The following is a 13,079-nucleotide window of genomic DNA, read 5'->3' as shown; positions in this document are numbered from 1 at the left end:
AAGGTTGATCCTGCTCATGAGCCAAGCCCCCCTCGTCCTGGTGGACGGTTCTTCTTATCTGTACCGCGCCTTTCATGCGCTGCCACCGCTGACCACGTCCAAAGGCCTGCCGACTGGCGCGGTCAAGGGCGTGTTGAACATGCTCAAGAGCCTGCGCAAGCAGTATCCGGACAGCCCGTTCGCCGTGGTGTTCGACGCCAAGGGTGGGACTTTTCGCGATGCGCTGTACGCCGAATACAAGGCTAACCGCCCGAGCATGCCCGACGACATGCGCGTGCAGATCGAGCCGCTGCATGCCAGCGTCAAGGCCCTGGGTTTCCCGCTGCTGTGCGTAGACAACGTCGAGGCCGATGACGTAATCGGTACCCTGGCCCGCAGCAGCGCCGCGGCCGATCGCCCGGTGGTGATCTCCACTGGCGACAAGGACATGGCGCAGTTGGTCGACGGGCACATTACCTTGGTCAATACCATGACCGGTAGCTCGCTGGACGTGGCTGGCGTGAAGGAGAAATTTGGTGTCGCTCCGGAGCAGATCATCGATTACCTGGCGTTGATGGGCGATTCCTCCGACAACATCCCCGGCGTGCCGGGTATCGGTCCGAAGACCGCGGCCGGCTTGCTGGTGGGCGTCAACGGCGGCCTCACCGAGCTGTATGCGCAACTGGATATCGTGCCCACGCTGCCGATACGAGGCGCCAAGACCCTGCCGGCCAAGCTCGAAGAGCACAAGGAAATGGCGTTTCTTTCCTACGAACTGGCCACCATCAAGACCGATGTCCCGCTGGATATCGGCCTCGACGACCTGCAGATGGGCGCACCGGATCACGAGAAGCTGGCTGAGCTGTATACGCTGCTGGAGTTCAAGAGCTGGTTCGAGGAAAACCAGCGTGACGCCAAGCGCGCCGGCCAGGAGATCGTCGAAATCGCTGACGAACAGCCCGCTGGCGCCGAAGCGAAGTACGAGGTCATTCTCGACCAGGCGCGTTTCGATGCCTGGCTGGCCAAGCTCGAACAGGCGCCGCTGTTCGCTTTCGTCACGCAAACCAATGGCGGCGACGCCCAGCAGGCGCAACTGGTGGGGCTGTCGTTTTCCGTCGCAGCCTTCGAAGCCGCCTACATCCCGCTGACCCACTCCTACATGGGCGTGCCCGAGCAACTGGACCGCGACACAGTGCTCAAGGCTCTCAAGCCGCTGTTGGAAAACCCGGACAAACCCAAGGTCGGCCAGCACGCCAAGTTCGAGACCAACATCCTGGCCAACTGTGCAATCGGTGGAGATCAGGGCAACGGCATCATGGTGCAGGGCATCGCGTTCGACACCATGCTCGAATCCTATGTGCTGGATTCCACGGCGACCCGTCACGATATGGACAGCCTGGCGCTCAAGTACCTGGGGCAGAGCAAGACCGATCTCCAGGACATTGCCGGCAAAGGGGTCAAGCAGCTGAGCTTCGACCAGATCGCCCTGGAACTGGCCGGTCCCTACGCGGCCGAAGACGCGGACGTGACGTTCCGCCTGCATCAGGCCTTGCAGGAAAGACTGGTGGCGATCCCGAGCCTGAACAAGGTGCTCACTGAAATTGAAATGCCGCTGATGCCGGTCCTGGCGCGTATCGAACGTCAGGGGGCGCTGGTCGACGCCAACCTGCTGGGGGTGCAAAGCGTCGAACTGGGCGAGAAGCTGGTGGCCCTTGAGCGTGAGGCCTTTGCCATCGCTGGCGAGGAATTCAACCTGGGCTCGCCCAAGCAACTGGGCGTGATCCTGTACGAAAAACTCGGCTTGCCGGTGCTCAGCAAGACCGCCAAGGGCCAGGCGTCCACCGCCGAAGCGGTGCTGGCCGAGCTGGCGGAGCAGGATTATCCACTGCCCAAGGTGCTGATGCAGTACCGCTCCCTTAGCAAGCTAAAGAGCACCTACACCGATCGCCTGCCGGAGCAGATCAACAGTCGCACAGGCCGGGTCCATACCAATTATCAGCAGGCCGTCGCCGCGACCGGTCGTCTGTCGTCCATCGATCCGAACCTGCAGAACATCCCGATTCGCACGGCCGAAGGCCGACGCATCCGCCAGGCGTTCGTCGCGCCGAAAGGCTACAAGCTGCTGGCGGCGGACTATTCGCAAATCGAACTGCGGATCATGGCGCACCTGGCCAAGGACGAAGGGTTGCTTCACGCGTTTCGTAATGATCTGGACGTGCACCGGGCCACGGCCGCCGAGGTGTTCGGCGTCGACTTGGACGCGGTTACCCATGACCAGCGCCGTAGCGCCAAGGCGATCAACTTCGGCTTGATCTACGGCATGAGCGCGTTTGGCCTGGCCAAGCAGATCGGCGTCGATCGCAAGCAATCCCAGGCCTACATCGATCGTTATTTCGCCCGCTACCCAGGCGTACTGGCCTACATGGAGCGCACCCGCACCCAGGCCGCCGAGCAAGGCTTCGTCGAAACCATCTTCGGCCGCCGGCTGTACCTGCCGGACATCAACGCGAAGAACCCCGCGCTGCGCAAGGGCGCCGAGCGCACGGCGATCAACGCGCCGATGCAAGGCACGGCGGCCGATATCATCAAGAAAGCGATGGTGGCCGTGGATCGCTGGCTGACTGCCTCGGGGCTGGATGCCAAGGTCATCCTGCAGGTTCACGACGAACTGGTACTGGAGGTGCGCGAGGATCTGGTGGATCAAGTGCGCGAGGACATCCGCCGGCACATGAGTGCCGCCGCCACACTGGACGTACCGCTGCTGGTGGAAGTGGGCGTGGGGAACAACTGGGACGAGGCGCACTGAGCCCAGCAATCACCCCCTTGGCGAGGAGATTGATCCCCATTGGGCACAGCGGCCCCAAATCAGTGTTCCGCCACCGCCGGGCATGTCCCGCAGGCACCTGGGCTGCTCTGCAGCCCAACGGGATAAATCCCCTCGCCACGTGAGAATCCGGGTTAGTTCGGAAAATTCCTAAGGTTATTTCCAAAAATAATCTGAACTAAACCCGTGAATTGCTACTCAGAGATTCTGAATGGCTGGTGAAGCCCTTCAATGCTCCTATGTTGTGTTAAGTGTTGGCAGATATCTGGACCCCGCCCTAGCGGTCCGGAACTTGGACCCCGAACTTCCCCCTCCCCATACGAAGTCCGGGGTTTTTTTTGCCTGCGATTCGGCTATTCGGCCGTTTCGCTGCCCTTGTCCGCCAGTTCCATCCAGTTGGCCAGAACGCCGTAGGCTTCTTCCAGGCCCATGCGCTTGGGCGCCGAGAACAATTGGATCGTGATCGCCTCGCCCCAGCCCTTGCGGATCTGCGACTGCACCTTGAGCAAGGTGTTCTTTGCCGCGCCGTAGGTGAGTTTGTCGGCCTTGGTCAGCAGGATGTGCATCGGCATGCCGCTGGCAACGGCCCAATCGAGCATCAGGGTATCGAAGTCAGTCATCGGATGGCGGATATCCATCATCAGAATCAGGCCTTTGAGGCTCTCGCGGCTGCCCAGGTAGGCTTCCAGGTGGCGCTGCCAATGCTGCTTGAGGGGAATCGGTACTTTGGCATAGCCGTAGCCAGGCAGGTCGACCAAACGGCGTTCATCGTCTAGCTTGAAGAAGTTCAATAGCTGCGTGCGACCCGGCGTCTTGGAGGTTCGCGCCAGGCTGGCATGGGTCAGGGTGTTCAGCGCGCTGGATTTGCCAGCGTTGGAACGCCCGGCAAAAGCCACCTCGTAGCCTTCGTCGTCAGGGCATTGATCGACTTTGGCGGCGCTGAGCATGAAGGTGGACTGTTGGCACAGGCCAAGGATGGGGTTCTTCAGTTGCATGGGATTTCCGATGTGAGCGGCGTCGGGAATGGACGCGGCAAGCTGTGTCGTTTCCGTTTCAGTGACGCCAGTATATAATGCCGCAGATTTTGTGTGCGCTTTGTCCCAGCGTAGGATGAGGCTCACGAGAGCGATAGACTGAAGTTGCGCATCAGAACGCAGCTCGCTCTCAACCCTGAAAAGGTCGTTTTATGACGAAATGGCTGCTAGCTGCCGGTGTCCTGATACCGCTTTACAGCGCTCAGGCTACACAGGATCCGGAAGCTGTGTACAACCGTGTTTGTGGTGCCTGTCATTCCGGCCAACTCCCCATGGCACCCCGCAAGGGTGATCAGGAAGCTTGGACGCCGAGGTTGGCGAAAGGTATGGAGACGCTGGTGCAACACGTGACCCAGGGTTTCAAGGCGATGCCGCCGCGTGGTTTGTGCATGGACTGCAGTGCCGAGGATTACCGAGCCATCATCCAGTGGATGAGCGAGTGAACCCGGTCCATAACTCTTCAACCCTTAGCCGTAGTTGGATTAGCTGATGAACAAACTGATCGTGAGTCTGCTGTTGACCTTGGGGATATCCGGTATAGCCCATGCCGCTGGCGATGCCGCCGCCGGCCAGGCGAAAGCCGCCGTATGCGGAGCCTGCCATGGCCCGGATGGCAACAGCATGGCGCCTAACTTTCCGAAACTGGCGGGCCAGGGCGAGCGTTACCTGACCAAGCAGTTGAAGGACATCAAGGACGGCAAGCGTGTCGTGCTGGAAATGACCGGCCTGCTGAACAACCTGAGCGATCAGGACCTGGCGGACATCGCGGCTTATTTCGCCAGCCAGAAAGGTAGCGTGGGTGCTGCCGATCCAAAGCTCGTGGCACGGGGTGAAGCGCTGTTCCGTGGTGGCAACCTGAGCAAAGGTCTGCCAGCCTGCACTGGCTGCCACTCCCCTGACGGCAAGGGCAACGCCGCTGCCGGCTTCCCGCACCTGGGCGGCCAGCATGCCCAGTACGTGACCAAGCAATTGACCGATTTCCGAAAGGAAGAAGGCGGCCGCGCCAACGACGGCGATGCGATGACCATGCGCACCATCGCCCGCAAACTGAGCGACGAAGACATCGCGGCAGTAGCCAGCTACATCCAGGGCCTGCACTGAGTGCATTGTCCTGCGTTGCGAGGGCGCCTGGCCCTTGCAACGTTAACGCTCGATTAATCTGTCGATGCAAACATCAAAAGGGTGGCTTTGGCCGCCCTTTTTTGTGGCCGCTGCCGTTACACTACGAACTTGAACCCGCCACGGCCTGTCTGAAAAACACGCCTCGCGAGGCCACTTATTGTCCAGGAGTAAAGCATGCGTAATCTGATCATCAGCGCCGCGCTCGTCGTCGCCAGCCTGTTCGGCATGACTGCCCAAGCGGCTGAAAAGCCAGCCGCACCTTATGTCGAACTGGCCAACCCCGTTCCGGTGGCGGCGCCTGGCAAGATCGAAGTGGTGGAGCTGTTCTGGTATGGCTGCCCGCATTGCTACGCTTTCGAACCGGTGATCAACCCATGGGTCGAGAAACTGCCGTCTGACGTCAACTTCGTGCGTATCCCTGCCATGTTCGGCGGCCCCTGGGATGCCCACGGCCAGATGTTCCTGACCCTGGAATCCATGGGCGTCGAGCACAAGGTTCACGCCGCAGTGTTCAACGCGATCCAGAATGAAAAAAAGCGCCTGACCAATCCTGAGGAAATGGCCGAGTTCCTTGCCACACAAGGCGTCGACAAGGACAAGTTCCTGGCGACCTTCAATTCATTCGCCATCAAGGGTCAGATCGTCAAGGCCAAGGATCTGGCGAAGAAGTACGAGATCACCGGCGTACCGACCATGATCGTCAACGGCAAGTACCGCTTTGATATCGGCTCCGCTGGCGGTGCCGAACAAGCACTTCAACTGGCCGACCAACTGATCGCCAAAGAGCGAGCGGCCACCAAGGCTGCCGCCAACTAAGCGCGGCCCCACCCCCATGGCCCGCTGGAGCACCGAACGCATCGTTGGCCTGCATGAGCCGCGGGTCAACGAGCATCACATCGCGTCTACGGGCCTGCCCGCTGACAATCGTCTGCGGCTGCTCAGCTTCAATATCCAGGTGGGCATCAGCACCGAGCGCTATCGGCACTACCTGACCCGGGGCTGGCAGCATTTGCTGCCTCACACCGGACGGGCCGACAACCTGCAGAAGATCGGTGAGCTGCTCAAGGATTTCGACCTGGTGGCCCTGCAGGAGGCCGACGGCGGTAGCCTGCGCTCCGGCTACGTCAATCAGGTCGAACACCTCGCTCAACTGGGCGCCTTTCCTTATTGGTACCAGCAACTCAATCGCAATCTCGGTCGTCTCGGCCAACACAGCAACGGTGTGTTGAGTCGCCTGCGGCCCTGGGCCATCGAAGATCATCCGCTACCGGGGCCCAAGGGGCGCGGGGCGATCCTGGCGCGTTTCGGTGAAGGTCCGGAGGCGCTGGTGGTGGTGATGATGCACCTGGCCCTCGGGGCTCGGACCCGAACGATGCAATTGGCCTACATTCGTGAGTTGATCAGTGGCTACAAGCATCAGGTACTGATGGGCGACATGAATACCCATGCCAATGACCTGCTGCAGACCTCCCCCCTGCGCGACCTTGGCCTCCTCGCCCCGCAACTGGAAGCCACGTTCCCCAGTTGGCGCCCTCAGCGCTGCCTGGACCATATCCTGCTGAGCCCCACGTTGGCCCTCGAACGGTTCGAAGTGTTGGCTCAACCCATTTCCGATCACCTGCCGGTCGCGGTTGAAATTCGTCTGCCGGGTTCGCTCACGGCCGATGCCTTCCCTGCGCTGAGTCCTGCCCCTTGCGGATCCGATGAATGAGCGACGACGCCGAACGCTGGAGAGAGAAGTACCTCAGGAGCATCGAACAGCAGGAGAAGCTCGAACGACGCTGGAATGCCCGGCTCGACCTCTTGCGTCGTGGCCTGGTGCGCAGCACCCTGGCCGCTGAGGGCACGGACAGGGCTGTCGATCAATGCATGAAAGAAATGCGCGAAGTGGTACGCACCGATGAGATGGATGCTGCCCTTGCCGCTCTGTTGCCGCGCCTGGAAAAGGCTGTGCTGGAATCCGAGCAGCGCCGCGAGACCCGGATCGAACAGATGAGCACGGCCCTGACGGCCCTGGTCGCTCAGCTGCAGAGCCTGCCGTTGCCGAAGGAAGTCAGTCGGCCGCTGAAGAAGTTTTCCAAACACCTGGAGGCACGAGTCGGCCAGGCTCGGGAGATTCCGCTGCTGCTCAGTGAACTGAGTGGTTTGCAGGGCAAGGCCTTGAGCGTGCTGGAGACTCCCGCTGAAGCTCATCGCCCTGGGCTGTTGCAGCGGTTGTTTGGTGGCCACGGCCAGGAAGACGCCCCACCCCAGGCCCATGAGCCTGCCACGAGCGCCGCCGAACCCGCCTCCGAGGCTGCGCCAGCGACGCTGGTGTCGCCGCCCGTGGAGCCCGTGCCCGTCCCTCTGGCGGCGCAGCCGGTACGGCCCGTCGACGAAACCGTGGAACCGGCCGCTTTCATCCCGCCGATGCCTGAGTCCACTCCGGTCCCTGTAGCCGACGTTTCGCATCCGATGACCGAGCCGGTCGCGCCGGCTCCGGTCCAGACGCAAGATCCGGTGCCCGCCCCGGCGTCGTCGAACCCCGATGAGCTGGTCTGCGAGGTGCCTCTGGAAGCCGGGCAGCAGCCATCAGCCGCGGGAGCCGATGAGCCGGAAATCGTCGAGTCGTTGCCCGTCGATCCGGAAGATTCCCACTATGCCTTGCCCGATTCGCCGGAGCCTTCCTACAGCTCAGTGGCCAAGCATATCGAAGACACACTGTTGGGCCTGCTGGGTGACCTGACCCTGCCCGAACGTCATCGCCCGCAGGCCGAGGCGATGGGAGAGCGGCTGCGAAATGGCCTGAACTGGTATGAGTTGCTACCGATCCTCGATGATTTCGCCACGCTCATGCTGGCCATCACCGACAGCGGGCAGCATGAATTCGAAGCCTATCTGCAGCGCCTCAATGATCGATTGGAATCATTCCAGAGCAGCCTGCGAGCCGCCAGTGAAGGCCATGCCGACAATCTTTGCGCTTCCAGGGAAATGGACACCCAGATTCGCGAGCAGGTCGATGGCTTGCAAAGCAGCATGCAGGAAGCCGATGACCTGGAGGGCCTCAAGCAAGTGCTGGAGAACCATCTCGAAGGCTTGCTCGGTACGATGGACCAGCACCGCATGCAACGGGACCAGCGCGAGCAGGAAGTTTCCGAGCGCCTCAAGAGCCTGGCCGAGCGGGTCGCGATCATGGAGCAGGAAGCCCAGGTCGTCCGCGAGAATCTTGAAGAGCAGCGGCAAAAGGCCCTGATCGACCCCCTCACCGGGCTGCCCAATCGCGCCGCGTGGAGCGAACGTCTCGAGCATGAAGTCGCCAAATGGCAACGGCAAGGCAACAGCCTGCTGCTGGCCATGCTCGATCTCGATCACTTCAAGCGCATCAATGACAACTATGGCCATCTGGCGGGCGACAGGGTGTTGAAAATCATCGCTACGGTGTTGCGTAAACGCCTGCGTGGCAGCGACTTCATTGCCCGTTTCGGCGGCGAAGAGTTCGTCCTGATGGTGCCGGACACACCGTTGGCGGCTGGCGCGAAGCTGGCCGAGAAACTGCGGGCCGCCATCGAAGCCTGCCCGTTCCATTTCAAGGGCGAGCCGGTCACGATTACGGTCTCCATGGGCCTGACCGCGTTCAGGGCGGGAGAAAGCAGTGATCAGGTGCTCAAAAGAGCCGATCAGGCGCTTTACCGAGCAAAAACTGCCGGGCGTAACCGGGTGGAGCTGGGCTGAGTCAATTGTTCCAATTTGTTTAATATCCGGAGGCGGATCGGATCATCACCAGGCGATACGTTACACTGTTGCATTATTTTCCACCCGTAAACGCCCTGTGCCATGAAATTCTTCCCTCTTATTGCTTTTCTGCTGGCCCTGGTCGGTTGCACCAGCGGCCCGAGGCTGGATACCAGCCATCCTTCGGCCAACCAGGACAACCGGGTGCAGTTCGTGGTGGTCCACTACACCTCGGCTTCCCTGGAGCGCTCCCTGGCCCTGTTGACCCATGGCGAGGTCAGTGCCCATTACCTGATCGGCGACGACAGGAACGCGACCATCTACAAACTGGTGGATGAAAGCCGGCGCGCCTGGCATGCCGGGGAAAGCGAATGGCAGGGGCGGACCTGGCTCAATTCCAGCTCAATCGGCATCGAGATCGTCAATCCGGGTTTCGTCGACACACCCACTGGCCGCCTCTGGTACCCCTACAGCGAAGCCCAGGTGCAATCCTTGATCGTTCTGCTGAAGGACATCACCCGACGCAACGCGATCAACCCGAGCAACATCATCGGCCACAGTGACATCGCCCCCCTGCGCAAGCTCGATCCCGGGCCGCTGTTTCCCTGGAAGCGCCTGGCCCAGGCAGGCTTGGGAGTATGGCCGGATGAACGGGCCGTGGCGCGCCAGCAGGTGCTTTTCGCAGCCCAGCTGCCCAGTGCCAGTTGGTTCCAGGCCGAGCTGGCTCGGCTCGGCTACCCAACGCCCCAGACCGGTGAATGGGACGTGGCCACCCGCCATGTATTGGCGGCGTTCCAGATGCGGTATCGACCAGCCCGGTTCGACGGCACGCCGGATGCGCAAAGCGCGGCGATTTTGCAGGTGCTCAACCAGACAAAATAATGACGCTGGTCTGCCGATAACACCCAAAGTCAAATCAGAAGCTATAACTCATTGGTAACTTTCGGATTACCCATGATGACGGCTACCCGCGAAGCCCTGCAGAGCTGGCTCCATCGCCCTCTTTTTCTGGCGATGGTGGCGGCTGCCCTGAGTACGGCCCTGCTATTGGCCGCAAGCCTGTTTGTGGTGGTACAGCAGGTCAAGCAGCGTGAAAGTGACCAGATGAATGCTCAAGGTGAGCGCTTCCTGCAGCGACTGGAACAGCTGTTCGGCCAGTTGCGCGAAGGCCTCGACGATCTGCAGACGCAGCCCTTGCGTGGTTGCGATGATGACATGATCGCGACGCTGCAGCAGGTCAGCTTCAACTACCGCTTCGTCTATGAGGCGGCTTATATCGACAGTCGCGGCGTCTGCTCCAATCGCCCGCGTCAAACCGGCCTGTCCGTGACTCGCCCGCCTGATATCTGGGGGCCCACCTACAGTTATTGGCTCAACACCACCACCGAACCCGACGAGAACCGCGCTGCGTTGATGCTTGGTCGTGGCAACTTCCGGGTCGCCACCTCTCGCGGACATCTGACCGATGTGGTCGACCTGCCGTCCGGCAGTAGCCTGCTGGTGGTCCTGGACAATGGCAAGCGAGCCATTCCCGTATTGGGCTCCGAACAATACTGGCCACCGACGGAGCCCTGGCCCGCGAAAAGTCGCAATGCCTTGCAAGTGACGGCCACCCGGCTGATCTATCGAATGCAGACTGACAACCCTGAATACCAATTGGTGCTGATCGCCCCACGCGACGGTTTCCAGATACCGGCCAATGCCTGGTGGATGCTGCCCATCAGCCTGGTACTGGGTCTGGGGATCGGTTTCCAGGTCCTTCTCCTGGCTCGTCATCGCCAATCCATGGACGCCGAGCTGCACGGTGCCATCCGGCGTGGTGAATTGCAGGTGCTGTACCAGCCGATTTTCGATCTGCGCAGTCGCAACTGTGTCGGCGCCGAGGCATTGCTGCGTTGGCGCCGACCCGACGGTACCTTGACCAGCCCGGACCTGTTTATTCCGATGGCGGAAGATACGGGGCAGATCCGGCAAATCACCGATTTTGTGCTGCAAAGACTGTTCGATCAGTTGGGTCAACTGTTACGGGCCAACCCGCACCTCTATATATCCGTGAACCTGGCGGCCTGTGACGTGATGGTGCCGCGCATCGGTGAAGTGATCGCACGCCTGTTGGAGCGGCATCGGGTGTCGGCGCATCAGATTGCCTTCGAGGTGACCGAGCGCGGGCTGATCGATGTGCTGGTAGCCCGGGATAACCTGCAATCGCTGCGTGATCTGGGCCATCAGGTATTGATCGACGATTTCGGCACCGGTTATTCCAGCCTGGCCTACTTGCAGACCCTGCCGGTGGACTGCCTGAAAATCGACAAGGCGTTCATCGATGCACTCGGTCACGACGCCGCCAGCAGTGGTGTCGCACCGCATATCATCCGTATGGCCCATGCGTTGGAGCTCAAGGTGATTGCCGAAGGCATCGAGCATGAGGCCCAGGTTTCCTACCTGAGCAGCGAAGGGGTCACGTTCGGCCAGGGTTGGCTGTTTGCCCATGCCCTCAGTGCGGTGCAGCTCATCGAGCTGATCACACGAGGACGACGACGGTTGGGGCGGCGCCTGGACGATGAGGCCTAGGCCCCGTCTGAAACTTGTCGGCGCGCAGAGCCCAGGCTTCAGACCGTCAGCGCCATATAGAACTGGGTGCCCTGCCCGGGTCTTGAATAAACCCCCATGCGTCCGCCATGGAGCTGAACGATCTCCTTGCACAGTGCCAGGCCGAGGCCGGCGCCGCCTTTCTTGCGGCCGACCTGGACGAAAGGTTCGAAGATCCGGCCTTGCTGGCCGTAGGCGATGCCTTCACCGTTGTCTTCGACACTGATGATCACCCGCTCGCCGTGGCGCCGTGCTTGGAGGCGGATCTGGCCATGGTCGCCGGTATGGCGCATGGCATTGTCGATCAGGTTATCCAGCACCCGGTCCAGTTGCGCGGCATCGGCGTGCACGCGCGGTAGCGGACCCTGGATCGCCACGAGCAATTCGATGCCCTTGGCCTGGGCCTGGACGGCAAACCGCAGCCTCGCCGCTTCCAGCAGGTCTTCGATGGAACAAGGCGCCAATGTCAGTTTCTGCAGGCCGTTCTGGTAGCGGGAGAAATTCAGCAAGTCATTGATGAGTTGCATCAACCGCTGCATTTCTTCGTTGACGGTGTTGAGCAAGTCCGCTTCGCGGGAGTCCTCCGGGAAATGCACGCGCTCCTGTAACAAGCCAAACGCCATGTGCATGCCTGTCACCGGTGTGCGCAGTTCGTGGGAGGCCCGCAGCACGAATTCGCTGCGTACCCGTTCGAAGGCGCGCTGTTCGGTGACGTCGTGCAGCACCATGACGGCGCCAAGGATATGCCCCTGGGTATGGCTGACGGGGGTAAGGCTGTAAGTCAGCAGCCGGGACTCGCCATCCACTTCGATACTCAGGTCTTCCGGCGCCCTTTCCAGGGTTCCGCCCCGCAGGACCAACTGCAGTTCTTCGTCCAGCTCCTGACGCCCAAGGGCTTCGCCCAGACCCAGGCCCAGACGTTCCTCATCCCAGCCCAGTTGACGTTGGGCCACCGGATTGAGGTGCTCCAACTGGCCTTGGCGATCAATCATCAGCAAACCGTCATCGATACTGTCCAGTACCGCTTGCAAGCGCTGCTGGCCGGCGAGCAACTCGTCGACGTTCATCGCCTGGTGCTCGCGCAGTGCCTGGGCCATGATCCCGAAGCGTCGCGTCAGCAGGTTCAACTCGGCTGCGGAGGAAACCGGCAGCGTTACCTCGAAGTTGCCCTGGCCGATGTCATCCGCCGCTGCCGCTAGTGCTTCGATCGGCGCGCCGAAACGTCGGGCGAGGCCATGGGCAGTAACGAAGCCGATGATCAGGACCGCCAGCCCTACCAGCCCCAGCAGGCCGGCAATGAGCAGTGCCCGATCCTGGGCTTCGGCCTGGGCTTTGCCGATATTGTTCAGCGCGCGTCGATAATCCTCGATGAGGCCGTTGCGTAGCACATTGAACTTGTCCGTGAGGTCCTGGATACCTACAAGTGGGGCCGATTGTTGGCGAAAAGCGGCGAATGAGTCGAGAAAACGCTGATAATCGGTCTTGGACTGGCTGAAGCTGCCCGCCGGATCGTCCAGGCTCTGTTCGTGGGCGATACCCTCTTCAAGCAGCTCGAAGTAATGTCGCTTGGAATCTTCCAGCGCTGCCAGATCAGGCTTTTCGTCCAGCATGATCATGAACTGGTCACCGAGGGTCTGGCGCAACTTGAGGCCCAGGTCCAGCAGAACGAAGTTGTCGCGAACCGCTCGCTCCTGGGTACTGGCCATTTGCATCACGCTCACCAGGCCAAGCAACAGCCCCAGCAATGCCACGGTGATCAGGGCCGAGATACTGAGAAACAGTCGGGTGCGCAGCTTCATCGCCAGTTTCATAAGCTACCG

The 13,079-nt window shown here is 61.1% G+C and carries 10 protein-coding genes; 8 read left to right on the top strand and 2 right to left on the bottom strand.

Going from position 1 to position 13,079, the window contains the following annotated elements; translation table 11 throughout:
- The first annotated feature begins 16 nt into the window (after positions 1-16).
- Complete coding sequence (gene polA / locus BW992_RS06915; protein ID WP_072398292.1) at positions 17-2,785, top strand: DNA polymerase I; 2,769 nt, start codon at positions 17-19, stop codon at positions 2,783-2,785.
- A 371-nt stretch (positions 2,786-3,156) separates the two neighbouring features.
- Here polA and yihA read toward each other — a convergent pair whose 3' ends face one another.
- Positions 3,157-3,798 (bottom strand): ribosome biogenesis GTP-binding protein YihA/YsxC, encoded by a 642-nt coding sequence (gene yihA, locus BW992_RS06910; RefSeq protein ID WP_072398291.1) that lies wholly within the window; start codon positions 3,796-3,798, stop codon positions 3,157-3,159.
- Positions 3,799-3,989: 191 nt separating this feature from the next.
- On the opposite strand from yihA, the gene BW992_RS06905 reads away from it, so the two are divergent.
- The 7 genes from BW992_RS06905 to BW992_RS06870 all read left to right on the top strand — a co-directional run bounded on the left by BW992_RS06905 (position 3,990) and on the right by BW992_RS06870 (position 11,241).
- Complete coding sequence (locus tag BW992_RS06905) at positions 3,990-4,280, top strand: c-type cytochrome (protein ID WP_072398290.1); 291 nt, start codon at positions 3,990-3,992, stop codon at positions 4,278-4,280.
- Positions 4,281-4,326: 46 nt separating this feature from the next.
- Positions 4,327-4,938, top strand: coding sequence for a c-type cytochrome (locus tag BW992_RS06900; protein WP_072398289.1), 612 nt, complete (start codon positions 4,327-4,329; stop codon positions 4,936-4,938).
- 195 nt (positions 4,939-5,133) lie between these two features.
- Complete coding sequence (locus tag BW992_RS06890) at positions 5,134-5,775, top strand: thiol:disulfide interchange protein DsbA/DsbL (protein ID WP_072398287.1); 642 nt, start codon at positions 5,134-5,136, stop codon at positions 5,773-5,775.
- A gap of 16 nt (positions 5,776-5,791) precedes the next feature.
- Positions 5,792-6,670: an endonuclease/exonuclease/phosphatase family protein gene (locus BW992_RS06885; RefSeq protein WP_072398286.1), complete on the top strand. Its 879-nt coding sequence runs from the start codon at positions 5,792-5,794 to the stop codon at positions 6,668-6,670.
- On the top strand, positions 6,667-8,670 hold the full coding sequence (locus BW992_RS06880) for a diguanylate cyclase (protein ID WP_076405856.1): 2,004 nt from the start codon (positions 6,667-6,669) through the stop codon (positions 8,668-8,670). The genes BW992_RS06885 and BW992_RS06880 overlap by 4 nt, the downstream gene beginning before the upstream one ends.
- 102 nt (positions 8,671-8,772) lie before the next feature.
- Positions 8,773-9,552: an N-acetylmuramoyl-L-alanine amidase gene (locus tag BW992_RS06875; protein WP_072398284.1), complete on the top strand. Its 780-nt coding sequence runs from the start codon at positions 8,773-8,775 to the stop codon at positions 9,550-9,552.
- A 75-nt stretch (positions 9,553-9,627) separates the two neighbouring features.
- On the top strand, positions 9,628-11,241 hold the full coding sequence (locus tag BW992_RS06870; protein WP_072431374.1) for an EAL domain-containing protein: 1,614 nt from the start codon (positions 9,628-9,630) through the stop codon (positions 11,239-11,241).
- A gap of 38 nt (positions 11,242-11,279) precedes the next feature.
- On the opposite strand, the gene BW992_RS06865 is transcribed toward BW992_RS06870, so the two are convergent.
- A complete protein-coding gene (locus BW992_RS06865; protein ID WP_076405854.1) occupies positions 11,280-13,070 on the bottom strand; it encodes an ATP-binding protein in 1,791 nt (596 codons plus the stop codon).
- Positions 13,071-13,079: the final 9 nt, after the last annotated feature.

Source organism: Pseudomonas sp. 7SR1 (assembly GCF_900156465.1).
Classification (GTDB): Bacteria; Pseudomonadota; Gammaproteobacteria; order Pseudomonadales; family Pseudomonadaceae; genus Aquipseudomonas.
The sequence above is the reverse complement of the archived record's forward strand: the minus strand, read 5'-3'. Positions and strand labels throughout refer to the sequence as shown.

Excerpts from the sequence above, each read along its gene's own strand:
- polA (WP_072398292.1), top strand. The coding sequence starts at position 17 with ATGAGCCAAGCCCCCCTCGTCCTGGTGGACGGTTCTTCTTATCTGTAC.
- yihA (WP_072398291.1), bottom strand. The coding sequence starts at position 3,798 with ATGCAACTGAAGAACCCCATCCTTGGCCTGTGCCAACAGTCCACCTTC.
- BW992_RS06905 (WP_072398290.1), top strand. The coding sequence starts at position 3,990 with ATGACGAAATGGCTGCTAGCTGCCGGTGTCCTGATACCGCTTTACAGC.
- BW992_RS06900 (WP_072398289.1), top strand. The coding sequence starts at position 4,327 with ATGAACAAACTGATCGTGAGTCTGCTGTTGACCTTGGGGATATCCGGT.
- BW992_RS06890 (WP_072398287.1), top strand. The coding sequence starts at position 5,134 with ATGCGTAATCTGATCATCAGCGCCGCGCTCGTCGTCGCCAGCCTGTTC.
- BW992_RS06885 (WP_072398286.1), top strand. The coding sequence starts at position 5,792 with ATGGCCCGCTGGAGCACCGAACGCATCGTTGGCCTGCATGAGCCGCGG.
- BW992_RS06880 (WP_076405856.1), top strand. The coding sequence starts at position 6,667 with ATGAGCGACGACGCCGAACGCTGGAGAGAGAAGTACCTCAGGAGCATC.
- BW992_RS06875 (WP_072398284.1), top strand. The coding sequence starts at position 8,773 with ATGAAATTCTTCCCTCTTATTGCTTTTCTGCTGGCCCTGGTCGGTTGC.
- BW992_RS06870 (WP_072431374.1), top strand. The coding sequence starts at position 9,628 with ATGACGGCTACCCGCGAAGCCCTGCAGAGCTGGCTCCATCGCCCTCTT.
- BW992_RS06865 (WP_076405854.1), bottom strand. The coding sequence starts at position 13,070 with ATGAAACTGGCGATGAAGCTGCGCACCCGACTGTTTCTCAGTATCTCG.